At 42.7% G+C, this 22855-nt stretch carries 14 protein-coding genes; 2 read left to right on the top strand and 12 right to left on the bottom strand.

The annotated features are described in order from the left end of the window. Positions 1-329: 329 nt before the first annotated feature. Both BM294_RS06810 and BM294_RS06815 read right to left on the bottom strand, forming a co-directional pair. The gene (locus BM294_RS06810) at positions 330-2258 is read right to left on the bottom strand and encodes a glycoside hydrolase family 2 TIM barrel-domain containing protein (RefSeq protein WP_242944468.1); all 1929 of its coding nucleotides are present in this window, start codon (positions 2256-2258) and stop codon (positions 330-332) included. 248 nt (positions 2259-2506) lie between these two features. Continuing rightward, positions 2507-3961, bottom strand: coding sequence for a PTS transporter subunit EIIC (locus BM294_RS06815; protein ID WP_175494579.1), 1455 nt, complete (start codon positions 3959-3961; stop codon positions 2507-2509). 244 nt (positions 3962-4205) lie between these two features. Here BM294_RS06815 and BM294_RS06820 point away from each other — a divergent pair, with 244 nt between their 5' ends. Continuing rightward, positions 4206-5390 carry an AraC family transcriptional regulator gene (locus BM294_RS06820; RefSeq protein WP_091206049.1) on the top strand — a complete coding sequence of 395 codons (1185 nt, stop codon included), beginning with the start codon at positions 4206-4208 and terminating at the stop codon, positions 5388-5390. Between the two features lie 149 nt (positions 5391-5539). After that, positions 5540-7105, top strand: a complete 1566-nt coding sequence (gene cls / locus BM294_RS06825; RefSeq protein WP_091206322.1) for a cardiolipin synthase — start codon at positions 5540-5542, stop codon at positions 7103-7105. 91 nt (positions 7106-7196) lie between these two features. On the opposite strand, the gene BM294_RS06830 is transcribed toward cls, so the two are convergent. The 10 genes from BM294_RS06830 to BM294_RS06875 all read right to left on the bottom strand — a co-directional run bounded on the left by BM294_RS06830 (position 7197) and on the right by BM294_RS06875 (position 22795). Next, the gene (locus BM294_RS06830) at positions 7197-8528 is read right to left on the bottom strand and encodes a Na+/H+ antiporter NhaC family protein (RefSeq protein ID WP_091206054.1); all 1332 of its coding nucleotides are present in this window, start codon (positions 8526-8528) and stop codon (positions 7197-7199) included. A 300-nt stretch (positions 8529-8828) separates the two neighbouring features. Beyond that, positions 8829-10481, bottom strand: coding sequence for an acetolactate synthase large subunit (locus tag BM294_RS06835; RefSeq protein WP_330389828.1), 1653 nt, complete (start codon positions 10479-10481; stop codon positions 8829-8831). 251 nt (positions 10482-10732) lie between these two features. Beyond that, positions 10733-11773, bottom strand: coding sequence for a threonine aldolase family protein (locus BM294_RS06840; protein ID WP_091206059.1), 1041 nt, complete (start codon positions 11771-11773; stop codon positions 10733-10735). Positions 11774-11787: 14 nt separating this feature from the next. Continuing rightward, positions 11788-12633 (bottom strand): mechanosensitive ion channel family protein, encoded by an 846-nt coding sequence (locus BM294_RS06845; protein WP_175494581.1) that lies wholly within the window; start codon positions 12631-12633, stop codon positions 11788-11790. 239 nt (positions 12634-12872) lie between these two features. Further along, on the bottom strand, positions 12873-13745 hold the full coding sequence (locus BM294_RS06850; RefSeq protein WP_091206064.1) for a gluconate 5-dehydrogenase: 873 nt from the start codon (positions 13743-13745) through the stop codon (positions 12873-12875). A 717-nt stretch (positions 13746-14462) separates the two neighbouring features. Continuing rightward, on the bottom strand, positions 14463-16454 hold the full coding sequence (locus BM294_RS06855) for a TRAP transporter permease (protein WP_330389829.1): 1992 nt from the start codon (positions 16452-16454) through the stop codon (positions 14463-14465). A gap of 82 nt (positions 16455-16536) precedes the next feature. Further along, positions 16537-17046: a DUF1850 domain-containing protein gene (locus tag BM294_RS06860; protein WP_091206067.1), complete on the bottom strand. Its 510-nt coding sequence runs from the start codon at positions 17044-17046 to the stop codon at positions 16537-16539. Beyond that, a complete protein-coding gene (locus BM294_RS06865; protein WP_091206327.1) occupies positions 17046-18086 on the bottom strand; it encodes a TAXI family TRAP transporter solute-binding subunit in 1041 nt (346 codons plus the stop codon). Before BM294_RS06865 ends, BM294_RS06860 begins: the two co-directional genes overlap by 1 nt. A 613-nt stretch (positions 18087-18699) precedes the next feature. Continuing rightward, a complete protein-coding gene (locus BM294_RS06870) occupies positions 18700-19650 on the bottom strand; it encodes an AraC family transcriptional regulator (RefSeq protein ID WP_091206070.1) in 951 nt (316 codons plus the stop codon). 55 nt (positions 19651-19705) lie between these two features. Continuing rightward, positions 19706-22795, bottom strand: coding sequence for a beta-galactosidase, LacZ type (locus BM294_RS06875; RefSeq protein WP_091206072.1), 3090 nt, complete (start codon positions 22793-22795; stop codon positions 19706-19708). Positions 22796-22855 lie beyond the last annotated feature (60 nt).

Consider the following 22855-nt stretch of genomic DNA (forward strand, 5'->3'; position numbering starts at 1 on the left):
TGCCATAACTATACATAATTCCATATCAGCATCGTATCACAGGGAGTTATGTATGTAATCTATCAAAAAGGACTATCAGATATAACAAAAAACCGTCATTATATATATGCTTCCAACCGTAACATGATTTCTGAGGAAACATCTATTACATCAATGTTTCCTCAACGCCTTCGACGTCGGGCACGGTTATTAAAAGGAAGTTGATGCTTCATATCGAAAATCCGGCCGGGGAAACACTTTAATCAGCGGTTCCCTAAAAAATAAAATAAGCCATCTTCAAAACAGAATACTTTTCCGTTTTGAAAACAGCTTATTATGAACAAACTCTTTTACAGTTCTTCCCAACGGCTTTTAAGCACAAATGCTGCCGACTTAGGCTGACGGTCTCTTGTGAAGATTCCCTTTTTATTGCCGCCCACTCTGAAGATGCCTTCGGAAGTTGCAAAATCGGCGAAATTCCAGACAAGTTCACCCTGTATGAAATCATAATCATCAATTACTCTGAAATTCATCTCATAGTAGTCATTCTGATATTCCTCTGACCACATGGTTCCGGGAAGTGAATGATTTCCTGCCAATGTATCTGTTCCGAACTCAGTCATGATGAAAGGTTTATTTACCCCCAAAGCTTTCCAGCGATCAAGTTCATCCCTGAACTTTCCTTCCGCTTCCTCAAAGTCCTCTCCGCCGCTGATGTACCAGCCATAATATCTGTTCAGGCTGATGAAATCGAGAAGAGGATGGCATTTACACTTCTCAGGGCTGCTGTTCTTCTCCAGAGCCCCTGTGAGAGGGCGCTTCTCAGGATCCAGTTTTCTTGCCTCTTCAAAAATATCCGAGAAATAATCGTATGCATAGTCACTTGTGGTTTCCGGCTCATTAAACAGACTGAAGGCAATGACACTTGGATGATTTTTATCTCTCGTGATCATCTCCCGAACCTGCTGAATGTGATTATTCTTGAGTTTCGACACCGTCGGTGTCTCAAAGAAATATGTGTACTTTCCTGTTCCGGCATCAACGAAATTGTGAGTTGATCTCATCATTCCCACAGCCGGTACCTCATCGATGATAAGGAATCCCTCTTCATCCGCCATACGATACCACTCATCAGCGTATGGATAGTGGCTGGTCCTGAAGCAGTTTGCCCCGTTCCATTTCATGCACTCAAAATCACGCCTGGCAACAGAGTAGTTAAAGGTTCTTCCCAAAATGTTGAAGTCTTCATGTTTTCCGTAACCCTTGAGATAAACCGGCTTTCCGTTTACAAGTATCTCTTTTCCTTTTACCTCTACGGTTCTAAGCCCTATTCTGTCTGTATACTCATCAAGAAGTTTTCCTGTTTTGTCAGTCACTCTTATGATAATGTCATAGAGATGCGCATCTCTCACATTCCAAAGGAATGGACTTTCCACTGACAGACTTTTTGTATAGCGCAGGCACTCTATCTCTGAAACACAACCGGCTTCACTTGAAACAAAGTCACAAGTTTTATTTTCCATTGTTTTTCCGGATAATGATTCCTTATCATAATTGTAAAGTCTCTCTTCCAAAACAACCTTTCCGTTTTCATCAATGAGTTTAACGGAAACATTAACATCTCCGGAAACTTCTCCGTTTCTCAGCTTTACCTTTAAATCAATCTTTGCAGTTCCGTCAACAAGTTCTGTAACATAACTGTAATCCTCTACAGAAGTATTAGGTACCAGTAAAAGCTCTACACTGCGCTGGATTCCGGAATAATTGAAGAAATCAAAATACGGCTTTGCCGTGAGACTTCCGTCTTTGTTTTTCCTGACTGTTCCGCATGGAAGACACTCTTCATTAAGCTCGTTGTTGGCTTTAACAGACAATCGATTGATTCCGGGATATACACAATCTGTCACATCGAATACAAAAGGTAGAAATCCGCCTTCATGCTCCCCGATCCTTTGACCATTAACATATACAACAACCCTGTGAGTCACACTTCCGAAGCGAAGAAGTATTCTCTTTTCACAGCGTTTACTTTCGGATATTCCCGGTACCACAAAATCCGTCTCATACCAGAAATCCCCGCAGTAATTCTTTTTCTTCTTGTCCGTATATAAATCTGCAAAGCTCCCCGGAACCGGCATCATTTCATATTCTGAAAGCCCCTTTTCCCAATGATTCTCTTCTCCTGTTTTTTCTCTGTCAAAAGAAAATTTCCACATCCCATCCAAAGAAAGCTTCATCCTTGTCACTGTCATACAGGGATATAAAAGTGATTCCATCATATTTCTAACTCTCCGTTTTTCAGATTATTTCTAAAAAAACACTGATTGCATCAGTGTTTCCTTAGCGCCTCCGGCGTCGTGGCACGGATTTTCAAAGGAAATTGATGCTTCGCATCGAAAATCCGGCCGGGGAAACGCTTTAATCAGCGGTTTCCTGAATTAAAGACCACCCGACAAGTCTCTGATTCATCAGTCATGCTTTGATACATTTTCTTTTGTAATCCGGCTCCGATGGTCTTTTCAAATTCTCAGGCAGAGGCCTTCTGAGCTGTCACTGATTTTACCTTTATACTTTTTTTATCGCCATCTTCCCTGAAGGTCACAAAAGCTGCTGTAAAAGCTCCCACGATGGAGATAACGATGGCTACGATGCCCCATGGACCGTATACTGCATAGATGGCAGGCAGTGTCAGAGCATTAACAGAAATCTGTACATCTCTTGTTACATGCATGATAGCGCAAAGTGCACCGCCGATTCCGTTGATGATACACATTGCGGCGAAGACCTTCTTTCTTGCCAGAAGCACACCGTAGATTGCAGGCTCTGTAACACCTCCGATAAATGCTGATAATGCCGATGTTCCGGAAAGCTCCTTCAGCTTCTTGTCACGGGTTCTCAGGAAAACTGCAAATGTTGCTGCCGCGATACCGAAATTTGTTCCTACAGTTAAAGGAAGGATGTAGTCATATCCCAAAACTGCATAGTTGTTCATGCAGATAGGGATGAGTCCCCAGTGCACGCCGAAGATGATCATTACAGGCCAGAGGGCTGCCATCAGGAATCCAGCAAGAAGAGGAACTGTATTAAGTCCAAGTTCGATCATTACAGCAATGCCTCTTCCGAGGTAATCTGTCACAGGTCCCACTACTATAAGTGTCAGCGGGAATATGACAAGAAGGTCAAGCAGCGGAATAAATATTCCGGCCACCACTTCAGGAAGGAACTTCTTGAGAAGCTTTTCCCACTTAGCCTGAACATATGCTGCTGCAATGATAGGAAGCACTGAACTTGTGTAGCTTATCATGTTCACAGGTATGCCCATGAATGTAACTGCTGTTTCCGCAGACTTAAGGGCTACTATATTCGGATAAACCATAGCTGCCGCTATAGCCATGGTAAGAAATGGCTTTGCACCGAATTTCTTTCCTGCTGTGTATCCGATAAAGACAGGCAGGAAATAGAACACTCCGTCTGCTGCCGAATAAAGAATCTGATAGGTTGAAGACTCTTTTGAAAGCATTCCTATAGTCACAAAAAGCACCACAAAGCCCTTTAAAAGTCCGGCTCCCATAAAGGCTTCCATGAATGGTGTAAATATAGCTGAAACATACTCTACAAACTTGTCTCCGAAGACATTTTTCTTTGCCTTCTTCTTGTTTTCGGCAACTATATCTTCAGGCTCTTCCGTATCTTCCACAGAAACGGTTCCACTGCTCTTTCCCCAATCTGCCGCCTCAGGAAGTGCCATAACCGCATCAAATGCCTTTGTAACATCCTGACCTATAACCACCTGAGTCTGTCCGCTTGCTTCTATAACTTTCAAAACTCCGTTAATGCTTTCAAGGGCTTCTTTGTCTGCCTTTGATTTATCTTTAAGTATAAATCTTAATCTTGTCACACAATGTGTCAGTTCTTTTATATTGTCGCTGCCGCCTACGTTCTTAACAACTTCTCTGGCTATAAGTTCATAATCCTTTGCCATCTCTGTTTCTCCCCGATAATTCATGATATTAACTTTTTGCACTCATGTTATTGATTGATTTTTGAATCGATTCAGCTGATGGTGACATTATAGCAGTGTAAGCAAAAAGGCATTAGAACATTATTGAAAATATAGCAGTATATTGTATGGTGTGATATTATTTTTTACAGTATCAATCACGGAAAGGAGGTCCCGGACATCTATATTTCTATTATGATGTGTATAATTTGACCGGGTAAATGCTATGAATCTGTATGACGCCTGCCGCTTTCTCGAAAACCTGGAACTGATTCCCGTTCATATCCTTGACTCTGAATCTGCAGTTTCGGAATTTATCAGTAAATACCGTATCCACCCGGCTCAGCTTCTGTTTTCCAAAAGTGAGATTGACTACCTTTTGACATCTCTCAACGATTCCGAATTCCTGCTGTATGAAGATCCTTTCCATATAAAATTTCTCTTCGGCAAATGCATGGACACCCCTGTTGCCTATGGCCCCTACTGCACAGAACTCCTTTCCACAGAAGAGATCACTATACTTCTTTCACATCTGAAAATAAGAGATCTCTCTGCAGAGGATCTTGCCCGTCAGCGAAGCCGCTACACCGTTAAGCCTCTGCAGAATGTGCATTATCATCTTAATATCCTGTTTTCTGAAGTCACCGGAGATACAGCTATCCGTAATGTCAGGACATATGCCCCTTCGCAAAGCTCTGTAGTCATGGATGAGCCTTCAGACAAGAAGGAACTCAGAACTCAACTGGTTCGTGAACACTATACTAACGAGAAACGACTTATGGACGCTGTCAAAAAGGGGGATTTTACAGAAGCTTTGGATGCATGGCACTTTCTTCACAAGGCGGTTTCATATACGAAAATCGGACATACTCTTGAAACAGCCAGGGTATCCGCCGGCATTACCAGAACCCTTATACGTATAGGTGCCGTAAATGCAGGACTTCCTGCCGAAATAAATGACCGGATATCCGGCACCAGTTCCATGAATATAACTAAAGCAAGAAGCATTGACAGTATCTACGCTGAACACGAAAGACTTATACGTGAATACTGCGACACTATAAAAACTTATCATGATAATAAATTCAGCAGCACTGTTCAAAGCCTCATATACCTTTTGGAAAATGACTACCATAAGTCTCTGACACTTGATGAACTGGCATCGGAACTCAATATCAGCAGCAGCACTCTTATTCATCAGTTCAAGAAAGAAACCGGCACAACACCTATGGCATACCTTAACCACATACGAGCCACAAAAGCAGCCGACCTCCTGAGACAGACTGATACTTCTGTACAGGAGGTAGCAGCTTCCGTTGGAATACTGGATTCCAACTATTTTGTAAAATGTTTCAGGAAAGAATACGACATGACTCCCAGCGCATACAGAAAAAAATTCGGGGCTTCGTAACAAATCCGAGCCTATGATGCGAATGTCAAAAGTCGCTATCGAACCGAAAAATGCGTTCCTACGTGCTACATGCAGGCACAACATGGTATACTTTACTATGATTATTATAAAATGTATCTTAGTACCGAGGATGGTTCACAATGAGCAAAATGAATAATGATCAACGTACCTACGAGGGTGGCAAAGCAGCAAAAAACGGTGTTAAACGAATGATTTTAGTCGGGATTTCCCTGACGGTTGAAGTTGTGCTTATAGTATTGATGTTCACCAGATTATGGGACTATGCCGAATGGATAAACATCAGTATGCGAATTATTGCTTTAATGCTGGTTCTAGGAATATATGCAGAGAGCAAGACATCATCTATGAAGATGCCCTGGGTTATTCTGATACTTGTGGCACCTGTCATGGGAGTTTCGCTGTATCTCATGATTGGTCTTAACGGCCATACACGAAAGATGAGGGAACGATACAGAACAATAGACGATGTACTTCTGCCCATGCTTCCCGAAAATACTGATGTTTATGAAGAGCTGAAGGATTTAGACAGCGCAGCAGCAGGAGTTTCACACTATATTTCATCCAAGGCATCATATCCGGTTTACCAGAATACCCGCATTGAATATTTTGATAGTGCCTCCTCCGGTCTTGAAGCACAGCTTCGTGCAATGTCAAAAGCAAAATCATTCATTTTCATGGAATACCATGCTATCGAGGACTCTGTTTCATGGAATCGTATCGAGGAGGTTCTGGCTGAAAAGGTGAAACAGGGCCTTGAAGTCCGTGTTTTCTATGACGATATGGGCAGCATCGGATTCATAACCACGGATTTCTGCAAAAAGCTTGAAGCCAGAGGCATTCAATGCCGTGTATTTAATCCGCTGGCACCGGGGCTTAACTTCTTTCTGAATAACAGGGATCATAGAAAAATAACGGTCATAGACGGATATATCGGATTTACAGGTGGATATAATCTTGCAGATGAGTATTTCGGCATTACACATCCCTTTGGATTATGGAAAGACACAGGAATCAGGCTTGAAGGTGAGGCAGTGAAATCTCTCACCGTCACTTTCCTTGAAATGTGGAATGCAGTAAGTGCTACAGATAAGGATGATGCTGAGTTTGACAGATTTTTCCCGGAGAATCCAACTATTGCAGGCGAAAAATCCTTTATTCAGCCTTATGCGGACAATCCCATGGATAATGTTCATGTCGGTGAGGACGTCTATATCAGCATCGTTGAAAAAGCGGTAAACTACTGCTACTTCATCACTCCATATCTCATCATAACAGATGAGATGACCCATGCCATTACGCTGGCAGCGGAAAGAGGCGTGGATGTCAGGATCATTACTCCGGGAATACCGGATAAGAAGCTGGTTTACAGCGTAACCCGCTCATTCTATAACTCTCTTGCAAGACATGGAGTGCGAATGTACGAATGGACCCCGGGATTCTGTCATGCGAAAATGTGCGTTTCAGATGATACTATGGCCACCTGTGGAACCATAAATCTTGACTACAGAAGCCTCTATCATCATTTTGAAAACGGCTGCTTCATCGCTCACAGTGATGTTGTGACAGATATCCGTCGTGACTTCGAAAAGATGTTTTCCGAAAGCAGAGAGGTCACAGAAGAATACAGTACTGTGAAGAGTTCATATCTAAAGCTTTCACAACTGTTCCTGAGACTTTTCGCGGAGCTGATGTGATTATATAAAGAATAGCAAATGATAAACATAAACGCTTAAAAAGCATCAATGAAGTTCTGATCACTTCATTGATGCTTTTCTTTTAAACGTTTTATTTTGCTCTGATGATGGATGCCACAACAAATATCAAAAGTATGAAGGGATAGAAAAGCCATGGAATGATCTCAATACTGCTTATGCCTGAGAGTGATGAAGCTATCAGAAGTTGTGCTCCGTAAGGGATGATTCCCTGGGCTATACAGGAACATGTATCCAGGAGTGATGCTGTAACTCTGCCGGATACATCATACTCATCACTTATTTCTTTGGCTATCGGAGCAGCTATCACTATCGCCACTGTATTGTTTGCTGTCGCAATATCAAGAAATGCTGTCAAAAGACCAATACCTGCCATGCCTCCTCTTTTACCGGTTGCCCGCTTTTTTATGAATTCGAGAATTGCTGCAAATCCTCCTCCCGCTTTCATGAGGGCTGATATTGATGCCACAAGCACTGTTACTATCATGGTTTCAAACATTCCTGCCGTTCCGCTTCCCATGGCAGAAAATGCGCTGACATAATCAAGTGAACCAAGCAGTAAGCCGGCACCAAGATAAAGAACAATGCCTATCATAAGTACCGCAAAAACATTGACTCCCAGCAATGCCAGTATAAGCACTGCAAAATACGGCGCTGCAAGCCAGGGATTATATTCAAAATTTTCCATGGGTGCAGATTCACTGTTAAGTGACAGGAAAAGGATCACCATAAGAGTCAGTATTGCAGAAGGAAGTGCTGTTTTTATATTGGTCCGGAACTTATCCGACATTTGAACTCCCTGGGTCTTTGTGGCAGCTATAGTCGTGTCCGATATAAAGGAAAGGTTATCCCCGAACATGGCGCCTCCTACCACAGTTCCTACACACATAGGAATCGAAAAACCGCCATTCTGAGCCACTGTGGTGGCTATGGGGACAAGCACTGTGATGGTTCCCACACTGGTTCCCATGGCCATGGATATAAGACATGCGATAATGAAAAGTCCCATCTCCGCAAATCCAGGTGGGATGATATTTAAGAGCATGTTGGCTGTACTGACTGCTCCTCCCGCTTTTCCCGCTATTCCGCTGAAGGCTCCCGAGAGCAGAAAAATGAACAGCATTATAGTGATATTATCATCACCTATTCCCTGTGCACACAGATGTATCTTTTCATCAAATGACAGTTTTCTGTTCTGAAAGAATGCTGCAATCAGTGCCACACCGAAGGCTACCACCACCGAAATGATGTAAAATCCCATCTCACCTTCAATCGGTCTGATGCATTCAAAGAATATACCGTTTCCAAGATACAATACAAGAAATATCAATATGGGCATAAGAGCCCATCCGTTTGCTGCCGGTGTTACTATGCTATTAGTTTCACTTTTATTATTACTTTCCATCGTTTAACCCCAGTTTCTATAATTTGATGATCTAAGGGTCAAAAGTACCAAATCACGTGCTTGTACGTTGATTTGAGACTTTATGACCCGCCCGAACACGCATATCATATCCTTTTTATGGTCAAGCCTTCTGATTCAAGTATTATGGATCCGACGTGATACTATACTTACTCTATGAGTCGCAGAATACAATATTATACCCGTCGCAGCAGATAAAAGAAACAAAAAATACAGTTATAAATACTAAAAAAGCATCAATGAAAATATTTAAATCATTTCATCGATGCTTTTATTTATTCATCATGTCAACTTCTTAAGATGCTCTGTCAGCTTATCGTTTTCCGCGTAGTCAACGGGGCACTCTACAACTGCAGGTCGTCCGCATTGAAACGCCTTATCCATGACGGGAATAAAACTCTCAGCAGAATCAACCCTGAAACCTGCACAACTCATTGATTCCGCAAGCTTCACAAAATCGGGATTGGTGAAATTTACACAGAAATCTTCATGGAATATGGTGGACTCCTTCCACTTGATAAGCCCATAACTGTTATCAACAAGCACAAGGATCACCATGGCAACATTAAGTCTTGCCGCAGTTTCCAGTTCCTGAACATTCATCATGAACCCACCGTCTCCACATATGGCAAGAACACGTTTCTCAGGATATATCATTTTTGCCGCAATGGCTCCCGGAAGAGATATTCCCATGGTTGCAAAACCGTTTGATATGAGGCAGGTGTTTGGCTTATAGCAATTATAGTATCTGGAAATCCACATTTTATGGGCGCCTACATCCGAGATAACTATATCCTCAGGTCCCAAAATCTTACGCACATCAAAAAGTATCCTTTGAGGCTTCATCGGAAAAGAAGTGTCCTTTTCATATTCCGACAGCTCACTGTCAAACCGCTTCTTAAGATCAAGAAACTCCTTGGGCTCTGCCTTTACATCGCAGTTCAGCATTATTTCTTCAAGGGAGTGACTGATATCTCCCACCACATCCACATCCGGCTGATAATGCTTATTTACGTCAGCTATCCTTTCATCGATATGAATGATTCTGTGGCAGACATCCTTATTCCACTTTGAGGGAGCAAGTTCAACGATATCATAGCCGATACAGATGACAAGATCCGCTTTATCAAGCATGATATTCGGGTAGTCCTTCCATGGAATACCCAAAGTACACATATAGTATGGATTTTTATAGGACACTATTCCCTTGGCCATCATGGTATTTATGACAGGAATATGAAGTCTGTTCACAAACTCTGTCAATGCCTTTCCCGCACCTGCAAGCACTGCCCCGTGACCTACAAGTATCACCGGATGCTGTGCCCTGTTTATCTCCGCCGAAGCTTCAGCGATTTCATCTTCATCGGCACGTTCATAACCCAAAACCGGTCTTTTTATGAGCTTTTGTGAAGCCCCCTCCGGAACCTGCATCTGAGCCACATCCTGAGGTATGCAAATGTGGGTTGCGCCGGGTCTGTCCCCCTCCGCATACTTAAAGGCCAGTCTGGTTATCTCCGTTACCGAAGCCGGAGACATCAGCATCTTTGTCCTCTTGGTGATGGGATGGAACAATGTATCCAGATCCAGGTACTGGTGAGAAGTCAGCGGCATTTTCTCGGTGGTTACCTGTGCGGTGATAGCTACAAGAGGCGCACCGTCACCATTGGCATCCGCGACTCCTGTGATAAGATTAGTTGCTCCCGGGCCGAGAGTTGAAAAACACACTCCCGCTTTACCTGTCAATCTTCCGTAAACATCCGCCATAAAAGCAGCTCCCTGCTCGTGGCGCACAAGCACAGTCTTTATCTGTTCAGAGTCGCACAAAGCCTTAACAAAATCCAGATTTTCCTCTCCCGGAATACCAAATGCGTACTTCACCCCTTCGTGTTCCAGGGCCTTCACCAACATCTCAGCTACATTCATACTGTTATCCAACCTTCACTCTTTTTTCTAAATAAATCTCCCATCACTGATGGTCGATTCCGCGTTGCCCGTCAAATGACTAACCGGTCTTTTGTGCGAGCACAACGCCCGGTTGGGCGCTTGATGGGCTTATCGCGAAAAAAGGCACAGCCGAAATAATCCAGCTGCGCCCTTGCAATTTTATTGAATTACTTTGTACTATACTTAGATGTAAGCACATTAACAAATAACCATTATTTATGTTACATATTCTTTTGCCGATATCACAGTATCTCTATCAGCCTTTCCACGTCTTCATCCTTCGTGGCCCAACTTGTAACTATACGAAGAACCGTATGCTCTGCATCGGGTTTTTCCCAGAAGCCAAGCTCAACTTTTTCTCTGAGCTCTGCTGCTTTCTCATCAGTAAGAAGCACAAAAATCTGGTTTGTCGGTGCTAGTATCGGTGAGCTGTATCCCTTATCTTTAAGGGCCTTTCTTATCTTATCAGCAGCCTTTATGGCCGTAACACCGATTTTTCCATATAAGTCATCGGTAAATAATGTCTCGAACTGTATCGCAGCGATGCGTCCTTTGGCAAGAAGGGCTCCGTGCTGCTTTATGATGGTAAAAAGATGGGGAATGAAATCATGCTTCGGAATAACCACCGCCTCTCCGAACAGAGCTCCGCACTTGGTTCCGCCGATGTAAAATACATCACAGAGCTTTGCTATATCCGGAAGTGTCACATCATTTTCAGGACAGGCCAAAGCATATGCAAGTCTCGCACCGTCCATATAAAGCGGGATATGGTTTTCCCTGCATATATCACTTATTTCTTTAAGTTCATTTGAGGAATAAAGGGTTCCGTACTCCGTAGGCTGTGAGATATAAACCATACCCGGCATAACTGTATGATCACGATTATCATCCTGTTTATATCTGTTGATGCAGTCACGGATATCAGAAGCCGAAAGCTTTCCGTCGTGATGGGGAAGCTCCAGGACCTTGTGTCCACCGAACTCGATCGCTCCTGCTTCATGTCCACTTATATGACCTGTCTTTGCCGCCATAACTCCCTGATAGGGACGGAGCAATGCATCCACCATGGTGGCATTGGCCTGAGTCCCTCCCACAAGGAAATATACATCCGCATCCGGTGATTCGCAGGCTGCTCTTACCTTTTCCCTTGCTGATTCCGAATATTCATCCAGCCCGTACCCCACAGACTTTTCCAGATTGGTTTCCATAAGTCTTTTAAGTATTTCGGGATGTGCCCCTTCCATGTAGTCAGAAGTAAATGTGAGTCTGGTTTCCTTATGCATCGTAAGTATCTCCTTTATGTGTAGTGTAGTATAGCGTTTTTCTGGTTCTCCTTAACGAGTACCTTCATTTCCGGGGCAGAAATACCGGCTGTACCAAGTGACATGGTTATTTCCTGCAAAAGTTCATAGTATACCGTCCAGTAGTCCCCGGTCTTAACCCATGCTCTTGCTGTAAAAATGATTGATTCATTAGTCCCGCCATCTATGGAGGCAAAAGGCATATGGGCCGGTGAATCCGTAAGGACTTTGGCATGGTTCTTCATTACCTCAAGGAGAATGTTCTGAACCTTAACAACATCCTCTCCTTTTCCTGTGCTGAACTGAAGATCCACTCTTCTAAACTCCTCCGATGAGAAGTTGGTAATGCTCTTATTCATGAGCTCGCCGTTAGGTATCATTATCTTCTTGTTATCGTTTGTGAGAAGTGTTGTGTACATGATGCTGATGGCTCTTACTGCTCCTTCAACCCCGTTTGCCTGAATATACTCTCCTACGTTAAACGGTCTGAATATCAGAAGCATTATTCCACCGGCGATGTTGCTGAGAGCCCCCTGAAGTGAAAGACCGATAGCCATACCTGCCGAAGCCAGGATGGTTATAACCGAAGCCATGGGAACTCCCAAAACACTTATGATACTGAGAAGCAATACTATATTAAGGACTATCTTCACACCACTAATGATGAAACCTGCAACGGTCTTATCCGCCCTGTCGATGGCATGGATTTTCTTAACAAGCTTCATGATGTGATCGATGACTATCCGCCCGGCGATAAAGATGACAAGCGCAAGCAATAGCTTACTTCCGGCCTGCATACAGATGGTTGTAATTTCAGACATTATTTTTTCTACATCTAACACTAATATTTCCTCCCCCGTCTTTTTCATACCCCAATTCTACAATAAAAATCATAAACATAAACTCAGAAAATAACTTAACTTAATTCTTTGGTACTTTTGACCCTTACAATTCTATACCATCCAAAAAGCCTTTCCCATGACGGGAAAGGCTTCTTATCACATAGGGGGATTTGTTTATATATTTATGCAGAAAAACTACATTATAAATATCAGAGAATTCAAATAATACCGGTTCCGGATCACTTATCAATTACATTTACTTCTTCTACACCTGTAACTTCCTGGAATTTTGACTCATCAAGCTGGCTTGGATCCTGACCAATGTAGGCAAGGATACCACCATCAATGTAAACTACCTGACCGTTGATGAAATCAGACGCAGGTGAAGCAAGGAATACAGCAAGTCCCTGAAGATCCTCTGTCTCGCCCCATCTCTGAGCAGGTGTCTTTGAACGGATGAAACGGTCAAACGGCGCCATTGAACCATCAGGCTGCTTCTCACGAAGAGCTGCTGTCTGTGGAGTTGCAATGTAACCTGGTCCTATAGCATTACACTGAATGTTATACTGACCATACTCTGAGCAAACATTCTTTGTGAGCATCTTGAGACCGCCCTTTGCAGCAGCATAAGCAGAAACTGTCTCACGACCAAGCTCTGACATCATTGAGCATGCATTGATGATCTTTCCAGCCTTTTTCTTTATCATTCCGGGAAGAACAGCCTTTGAGCAAAGGAATGGACCTGTAAGGTCAACATTGATAACCTGATCCCACTGCTGCTTTGTCATCTCAGTCATAGGGATTCTCTTGATGATACCTGCGTTGTTTACAAGAATGTCTACACCTCCGAACTTCTCTTCAACATCCTTGACAAGAGCATTAACCTGCTCCTCGTTTGTGACATCACATACAACACCGTAAGCATCAATACCGGCCTTTTTATACTCAGCCATACCTCTGTCTACAAGTTCCTGATTGATATCATTGAAAACAATCTTCTTTGCTCCGGCCTCTGCAAATGCCTTTGCATACGCAAGTCCAAGTCCGTAAGAAGCTCCTGTAACCCATGCAACCTTGCCATCAAGTCTAAACTTATCAAGTATTCCAGCCATGTTATATCTCCTTTTTATTATTCGCCTTAAATCTGATACCAAGTATGAATCTATCCCTTATCATCTTCCTCGAATATATATTGTGGTATCGATAGACGAGACAGGATAAATCCCTTCTAATCTCTATTGTTTTCGGCGTTTATATTAACTTTACGAGATTATGATAGTTTATTAACAGACTCGGTTCAAGGCTTTTGGGTCAAAAATGTAAGCGATTTCAAAACTTTGTGAAATGTGTTGTAAACCGGTTCACCATTTTGGGCATTTTTTCCTCTTGTATTCGTATCCGGTAGGATAATCACCTTAATCAGCGCTCTCAAAGATATCTGACCTTAAATACTAATAAAGCCGTGACTGTAATAAAACAGAACCGCCTTGCCAAAATGACAAGACGGTTCTATATAATCTTATGACGTGAGTGTCAAAAGTATTTGCCACTCACTGATTAGCGCTAACGCACACATTCGTGTGCATAGAGCAGGAATCCTTACAGATTCCTTTGAAGCGCTCAAAGCCGCGTGGCTCCTTCGATTAAAAATCGAAGGCAGTTGTGCTGCTGAACACTCAAACTTCGGTCCTTTTGCTATGCAAAACGACTACGTTATTCGTGTTCGGGCGGGTCATAAAGTCTCAAATCAACGTGCAAGCACGTGATTTGGTACTTTTGACCCTTACATCATCTTATGATTTATTATTTTCTTTCATAAAGGTCTGACATCATGCCGCTTTCTCTGCTTTCCTGGGACCTTTTCCCTGTACTATCTCCATACCTATGATAGCAGCGATGATAACAATACCGATTATATCGGTAACTGTTCCGGGATACAGCATCATGAGTCCGGCTACGGCACATATGATACGTGTGACCATGTTGATAGGTCTGATAGTGTAGCCTTCAAGAGCTGCCGAAATCGCAAACATACCGATGAAACTTGTTATAACAATCATCACTACCCCTATGCCATTAGTATTGATAAGAAGCATAGCAGGATTCAGTGAGAAAATGTACGGCACCAGGAATGCTCCGATAGCAAGTCTTGTAGCATTGACTGCTGTCTTCATAGGGTCAGCCTTTGCAATAGCTGAACCGGCATATGCAGCCAACGCAACAGGAGGTGTGATATCCGCAACTATTCCGAAGTAAAATACAAACATGTTGGCACTTAATGCATTAAGTCCCATACCTGTTGTAAGAATAGGTGCACATGTGGTTGCCATGATGATATATGTTGCTGTAGTAGGAACACCCATTCCAAGGATGATACAGCAGATCATGGTAAGGAAGAGTGCAATAAGCAGATTTCCGTGCGATACACCTACGATAGCAGATATAAACACCTGACCAAGACCTGTCATGGTGACTACTCCGGCGATGATACCGGCGATACCGCAGGCTGCTGCGATGGAAAGAGTATTCTTTGCACCGGTCACAAGAGCATTAAAGATGTCTTTAGGTGACATACGGTGATTCTTGTCAAACATGCTGACAACGATACAGAGCACTGTTGCAATGATGGCCGCACGGCTCATAGTATAACCGGCACAGATAAGATAAATCAGTGCAACAAGCGGAATAAGAAGATAAATCCTGGGAAGAAGGTCTTTCCACTTTGGAAGATTCTCCTTTGGGATACCCTTGAGTCCAAGTCTCTTTGCACGAAGATGAACCATAAGGAAAATACCGGTGAAGTACAGTATAGCCGGGAGTATAGCTCTGACTACGATGTCTGAATAACGTACACCGATCATCTCAGCCATAAGAAAGGCTGCAGCTCCCATGATAGGCGGCATGATCTGTCCGCCTGTTGAAGAGGCTGCCTCAACAGCGCCGGCAAAGTCTCCAGGGAAACCTGTATCCTTCATCATAGGGATAGTAACAGAACCTGTAGTAACGGTATTTCCAACCGATGAACCTGAAACCATACCGCAAAGAGCACTGGAGATAACCGAAACCTTTGCAGGACCGCCGGTGGCAGAACCGGCAAGAGCATTGGCACACTGGATAAAGAAATCGGAAATGCCTGTTGCCTCAAGGAATGCACCGAAAATGATAAAGAGAACGATATATGTACTACATACACCGATTGGTGTACCGATAACACCTGTTGTTGTATAGAACAGATTGTAAACTATCTTTCTGAGAGACGCTCCTGTTGTAAATGCATATATCACAAACAGTGAAGCAACTACTACGATAGGAATACCTGTAACTCTTCTGCAACACTCTGCAAGAACCACTATTCCTATAACACCAAGGATAATCTCAGTCTGATTGATCCTCGTTGCATGGTTAATTATCTCACGATTGTTGATTACAAAATAGAAAAAGCTTCCTGAACCAATAAGTGCCAGTATCACATCATAGAAAGGTATGTAGTTCACCTTTTGAGCTGCTTTATGATTCTTTCCCGCCGGAAAAAGAATGAAAATAAACAGAATGACGATGCCTACAAACAAAGGACGTCTGATACGTTCATCCCACACAGCAAAAAGATTCATATAGATCATAAAAAGAGAGAATACAGCAAGTGCCGCCTTAATCACAATGTCCGGCACGCCCTTCCACTGTCTCGTATTCGACTCACGATCATACTTTTTCATGATCTCATCCACAGCTGCCTGAGCTTCAGCAGACTGTGCCGGCTGTGCCATAACGCCTGTCTTGCCAACGTCCACAGCTTTTGTTGTGTTATTTGTTCTTTCTTCCAATGTTGTGTCCTCCATTCTCTCGCTTATTTAAAAACGTTTTTAACGTTATTTAATCGGGAGTTATCGGATAGCTCCGATAGAATCAAAAAAGCCTCCACTTCTCATATGAGAATCTCACCTCAGAATTCCTTCCGCAAAGGTCTCTCAGGCTTATGCCCTCTCCGTTATTAATAGTCAAAGTATGGTCAGATACAGTACCGACAAAATAGATGAGATCATCCATTCTCTTGTCAAAACCTGATACAATCATACTTCCGTCCGGTCCATACTCCAGCTTCTCCCCCTCAGAGAGTTCTGTCTGAACACCTGCTCCGAATCCGTAATATATCGTTTTCTCAACATAGATTCCGTCCTCTTTAATCTCATAACAATCTATCAGAGGGCTCTTGTTTACCGAATGTATGAAACCAATGCTGAATCTGTCGCCTTGAGAAACATGATACTTTGCATATATTATATCATTCGAAGCATCTCTCAGAACCAGAAAACCTATTCCAACTGCCTCTATATAAATAACAACGGTAGCGGCAACCGCCACCAAGGCAATCACCGCTACTAAAATCCTTTTTTTTATCTTTGATTCAAAGGCCATCACTCAACTGTGATCCCCTGCTCCTCATAATACTTCTTTGCACCCGGATGGAATGGAATGCTGATACCCTTTGTTGCATCATCAAGGCTGAGAAGTTCAAACTTGGCATGACCTGAAGCAAGTGCATCCTTGTTGTCGAACATAGCCTTAAGCATCTCGTAAACAACGTCATCGGAAAGCTTTGTTGAAGCAATGATAGTAGCTCTTACGGAAACTGTCTTTGCATCTGCATCTGTTCCCTTATATGTTCCGCCCGGAATAGTTGTAGCTGTGTAGAAATTGTACTTATCCTGTAATGTCTTGATATGTTCATCATCAAGCTCTACAAGATGAACATCCTTTGTTGTAGCAAGGTCAACAACTGCTGTTGTAGGCGCACCTGCTACGATGAATGCTGCATCGATCTTCTCGTCCTTAAGTGAATCAGCTGAATCGCCGAAAGATGCATTAACAACCTTGATATCATCAAAGCTGAGTCCGTAAGCATCAAGAATCTGACGGGCATTGAACTCAACACCTGAACCGGCATCACCTACTGATACTGTCTTGCCCTTAAGATCTGCTACTGTCTTTATCTCGTCACCACATGTAATGATCTGAACTGTCTCATCATAAAGGCCTGCTACAGGTGCAAATGTCTCATATGCGCCTTCATCTGCAAACAGATCTGTTCCCTCATGAGCATATGTCATAACATCATTCTGTACGATAGCGATGTCTGCATCTCCGTCGTCGATAAGCTGAATGTTTGCCTTTGAAGCACCGGTTGAAGTAACAGTGAGATGAGAGTTCTGCATAAGAGGATTCAGAACTGTAGCCATAACACCGCCAACTGCGTAATATGTTCCTGTTGTTCCACCTGTACCGAATACAACTTCCTCACCTGAAGCAGCACCGGCATTGGCAGCGGCTGCAGCAGCAGTGGTCTCTGTTCCTGCAGAAGCAGCTGTTGTTGTTTTTACCTCTTCAAGGTTCCCGCATGCTGTCAATGCACTCGCTGCAATCACGCCTGTCATCACTAATGATAATAACTTCTTCATAAACTCTCCCTCTCTGAAGACCAGCAGTATAGTTTTTGTTATGAAATCAAAAGATCCCATAACTTTTTCTTCAGTTAATGATTAAATGGTAAAACTTTGAGGCGGTTTTGTCAACTTTTTTATATATGCACTATTTATACATTTATTCCACACTCATGCTCGGTTAGTTGACCTTATAATGCATAATTATGCTTTAGTAGAATGTTTATGCATTTTTATTTGCGTGTTTCAATAAAGACGCAATGTCTTTATGTCCTTATTGCCCGACAGTTATTCTCAATAATTTGTATATTTTTAAGTCGCAAATTTTAGGTTATGTCTGATATTCTTCTATAGCATTAATACTATAGTCGTCATAGCAAATATCTAATAGCATTTAATATTCCATATTTCTGCATCCGGTTAATTTTTTTCTCCGCTCAGGCGATTTTAAGTATTATCGCTTTAAAGTATTCATCTCTAAATTAGGTCTTCATTTTCCCGTCATTAATTTAAGACTTTAACGACAAAAAAGCCGACCTATATACGCAATGTATATACGACGGCTTCTTTGCAATCTGATCTTATAGAATTTTTCTGAATTATAGCACTAAAAGGAAAAATATTTCAAGTCTTACCATCCCTCATAAGTGCTTATCTTATATTGCTGCAGCTTATATTCGTAATTCTCCGGATGATTCCTCCACTCATGAGTCGGCATTCCCACAAATTTAAAGAAATTCCTTTGGAATGTAGAAATCGAAGTAAATCCTGTTTCAAAAGCAACTGTACGAATCGGTTTATCCGTTGTCCTCAGCGCTTTACACGCCTCATGTATACGAATGGAATTCACATACTCAAGGGGTGACAGATGAATGTTGTCATTAAACAGTCTTCTGAAGTGAGTTTCGGAAAGAGCGCAAAGGTCAGCAAGTTCTCCGATATATATTTCCTCCATGTAATGACTCTTTATATAACTCAGAGCCGGTTCCAGGCGTTCCATATCTCCGGACTCTTCTTTGATAACTTTCTTTTCATCCTTCAGATGATCCGATTTATCTTCACTCATGCGTATGATATCAATGAACATGCTCACAAGGTAAGAGTTGCTCTTCTGCTTATAGAGATGCTTCTTCTCCTTCTGCTCCCTTAATATGGAATCAATACAGGTCATCAGTTCTTTTCCCTGCCCATCCTTAAAGAAATACGGCCTTTTATACAGTTCATCGACAGCTATCCTTGCATTGTCTGCTTTAGAGTCAAATACATGCTGTACAAGTCCCTCACAATCAACAAAAAGGTATTCCCAAAAGCTGAAGGTCTCCGGATCGGAATTGGTAGTATGAGGATAGTTTGGCGGGATAATGGTGAAGCAACCCGGTTCAAAACGATAAACCGTGTCCTCAAAAACCATCTCTCCTGTCCCCTTATGGCATACTCCTATCTCCATGTAATTGTGAAAATGGAGATAGTCGATACCATCACCGTATTTTCTCACCCAGCTTTCACCCAGGAGCGGCAATATATAGGAATCTTCCGGCATCTCATAATAGCGATACTGCATCTCCTGTTTCTTCTTTGGCATCAATTATCTCCTCTCACTCAAATTTTCAGATACTTTTTAATCAGTGTACCGGGAATCAAACCCCCTTGAATTCAAAACTGAACTTCAGTGAATTCTTATTATCAACAAGGAATTCCTCATGCGTTCTTGCACCCCAGGAATCGTCACCCGCGATACCCATCTGCTTCATAGAACAACGTACCACAGTATTTTCAACTCTTGGAAGCTCATGCCAATGCCTTGCCTCCTCCAGTTGTTCCGGAGTATACGGAATAGCCGAAAAATCCATTCCCTCAGATGAAAAACATCTGAATCTCATACCGCGTCCTCTTCGATCTGTGACCAGAGCCCATCTCACGCCTGTATGATTTCCGGTCTCCTGCGGTACAAGATAAGGAGCCATCGAATCCCTTGCTGTTGTTTCATATATACCGAGTCTTGCTCCGGCATTTCTGTCACAGTAGTTTTCTTCAGGACCATATCCGTAAAACTTTATCCTGTCAAAATCTGAATCAAGTTTCATCATGAACCCGAATTCCGGCATAGGCGGAAGTTCTTTTTCCGGCTTATAATCCATAGTTACTCTGCAGGTTCCGTCACCGTAAACGCTGTAGGTCACTGTTGCAAAAACCGATTTATCCGAAGGGAACAACCAATGCTTAAAGCATACATCCACATGATCCTCATACTCTGACACCTCAGGATACTTCATGGCTTCCTTCATCCATCCGTCATCAAATCTTGCTTCCTGTGGTGCCGTAGTCTGATACAGGCTAGCCAGCTTCCAGATACCATATCTTCCTGCCATCTGGTTTCCCTCATCATTGGCCGTCGGAGCTCTCCAGAAGTTAGGTCTCGGTACTGCTCCAACCAATTCTTTTCCACCATAACGGTACGAAGTTATTCCGCCTCTCAATGTAGAGATAAGTATATCAAAGTTCTCACCCTTTACACCTACATTAACAGAACCGCGAATCACCTTAAATGGCTTCTTCATCGACTCCTCATGCATTACCTTAAGCTGAGACTCTCCTACTTTTACGATCCCCTGAGCATAAGCCACTTCATGTCCCTTCTTTGCCCAAGAGGTATTTTCTCTCAGTCTGAATGAAACATCAATGGTATATTCGCCCGGCTCATCCGGCATATCGAAAGGAACCTGATAGTTCCTCTCTGCAAGTGGTTCAACGTCTGTCTCAAGTTCCTGTCGTTTAAGCTCTGTTCCCTGTTTTTTGAGACTTACAATGCATCTCCATTCAGAAGAAGCAGTAAACAGATTTCTGTTGAAAATGTTTATCTTCCCATCTTCAACTCTTATCCTTAATCCCTGGAAGCAATACTTTACTTCCTGCATCTTTCCGGCATACTCCTGACGGTTCCCGTCCATTATACCGTTTCCGCTGAATTCATAGTCCGTAGGTCTCTCTCCACAATCCCCACCGTAAGCCTGGTACTCCTCACCGAACCGGTTCTTTCTTCTAAGGGACTGATCCACATAATCCCATATGAAGCCTCCCTGATATCTCGCTTCTCTGTCAGCAAGATCAGTATACTTGAACATTCCTCCATTGGAATTGCCCATGGAATGTGTATACTCACAAAGAATAAAGGGCTTGTCTGTATGAATTTTCAAGTATTCTTCTATTTTCGCAGCCGGTGTATACATCTGTGAATACATATCCGTAGTATCAGGATACCTGTCATCATGATCCACACCTTCATAGTGCACCAGTCTGTCCGGATCCAATTCTCTGAATTTATCCGACATCATAAGCGGCACCCTGCCGCCAAAGGATTCATTACCTATGGACCAAATGATAACAGACGGATGATTCTTATCCAGCTGATATGTGCTGTTAATTCTGTCCATAAGCATCGGGATGTACTCTTCCCTGTTCCCGGGAAGTGCATATTCAAGAGGTTTCTGGCCTCTTGCTATCATATCCCAGACACCGTGAGTCTCCATGTTGTTCTCGGCTATCATATAGAGTCCGTACTCATCACACAGACGATATATGTAAGGAGCATTCTGATAATGAGATGTTCTTACGGCATTGATATTGTTTCTCTTCATTGCGATGACATCTTCTCTCACATCTTCCAATGTCACTGCCGCACGTCCTTTATCGGTATAAAATTCATGTCGGTTAACACCATTAAATACGATCCTCTTACCGTTTATCTTCATGATGCCGTTATCCATCTCGAAACGACGGAATCCGACAACCTGTTCAATAACCTCGGTAACAACCCCACCATCATTCTTAAGTGTCAATCTTAACCTGTAAAGATTCGGAGCTTCTGCCGACCAGAGTTCCGGAGAATCAACATTTCCTGTTATACGAAGAGAGCCCGTTGCATTCTTCACTTCCCCACTGAGTACAACATCATCACCATATGATAATGCATACTCCGTAGAACCTCCTGCCTTTCCGAGATCAAGCGTCACCTCAAGTGTACCGTCTTTTAATGTCTTATCAAGAGATGCCTTCACCTTGAGATCGTAAACATGAACTTCCGGAACGGTATAGAGATATACATCCCTGAAGATTCCGGAAAAACGGTAGAAATCCTGATCCTCAAGCCAGCTTGAGGCGGTCCACTTAAACACCTGCACGCTTAGCTTATTCACCCCTGCCTTCACATATGGAGTAAGCAGAAAATCAGAAGGTGTAAAGCTGTCCTCGCTGTAGCCTACAAACTGTCCGTTCATCCAAAGAGCAAACCCTGATTCCACTCCTTGAAAAGATATATAAAGCGGTTTGTTTTTAAAGTTTTCCGGTACAGTGAAATACTTCACATAGCTTCCTACAGGATTAAAACTCTCAGGTATCTCTCCCGGTTCAATCTGTTCTCTTCCATCCCATGGGTACTGGGTATTAACATATGCCGGGATATCGTATCCCTCCATCTGTATGTGAGCAGGTACTCTTATATCCTCCCAATCTTCGGCATCATAACCTTCTTCATAGAACCCTGGGATTGTACTTCTATAGTTTTTGGCATACGAAAACTTCCATAGACCGTTAAGCGAGAATCTCAATCCTGAGTTTCCTGTCATTAACTCTTCTTCATTCCTGTATGCTATATGGTCAGATAGCTGAGGTAACACATTTATCTTAAAGATCTTTGGATCCTTTACGATACTATAATCAAACTTTTCCATCACATTCACTTCTTTCTTTATCAATCAAAACCCTTAATGTCTTCACTTGTTGTATGTATC

Origin of the sequence: Oribacterium sp. WCC10, from assembly GCF_900113415.1 — a bacterium.
Taxonomy (GTDB): Bacteria; Bacillota; Clostridia; order Lachnospirales; family Lachnospiraceae; genus Oribacterium.

Coding starts and splice junctions, on each gene's coding strand:
- BM294_RS06840 (WP_091206059.1), bottom strand. CDS start 11,773: ATGCATAAGGAAACCAGACTCACATTTACTTCTGACTACATGGAAGGG.
- BM294_RS06875 (WP_091206072.1), bottom strand. CDS start 22,795: ATGGAAAAGTTTGATTATAGTATCGTAAAGGATCCAAAGATCTTTAAG.
- BM294_RS06830 (WP_091206054.1), bottom strand. CDS start 8,528: ATGGAAAGTAATAATAAAAGTGAAACTAATAGCATAGTAACACCGGCA.
- cls (WP_091206322.1), top strand. CDS start 5,540: ATGAATAATGATCAACGTACCTACGAGGGTGGCAAAGCAGCAAAAAAC.
- BM294_RS06860 (WP_091206067.1), bottom strand. CDS start 17,046: ATGGCCTTTGAATCAAAGATAAAAAAAAGGATTTTAGTAGCGGTGATT.
- BM294_RS06850 (WP_091206064.1), bottom strand. CDS start 13,745: ATGGCTGGAATACTTGATAAGTTTAGACTTGATGGCAAGGTTGCATGG.
- BM294_RS06870 (WP_091206070.1), bottom strand. CDS start 19,650: ATGCCAAAGAAGAAACAGGAGATGCAGTATCGCTATTATGAGATGCCG.
- BM294_RS06815 (WP_175494579.1), bottom strand. CDS start 3,961: ATGGCAAAGGATTATGAACTTATAGCCAGAGAAGTTGTTAAGAACGTA.
- BM294_RS06820 (WP_091206049.1), top strand. CDS start 4,206: ATGAATCTGTATGACGCCTGCCGCTTTCTCGAAAACCTGGAACTGATT.
- BM294_RS06865 (WP_091206327.1), bottom strand. CDS start 18,086: ATGAAGAAGTTATTATCATTAGTGATGACAGGCGTGATTGCAGCGAGT.
- BM294_RS06810 (WP_242944468.1), bottom strand. CDS start 2,258: ATGATGGAATCACTTTTATATCCCTGTATGACAGTGACAAGGATGAAG.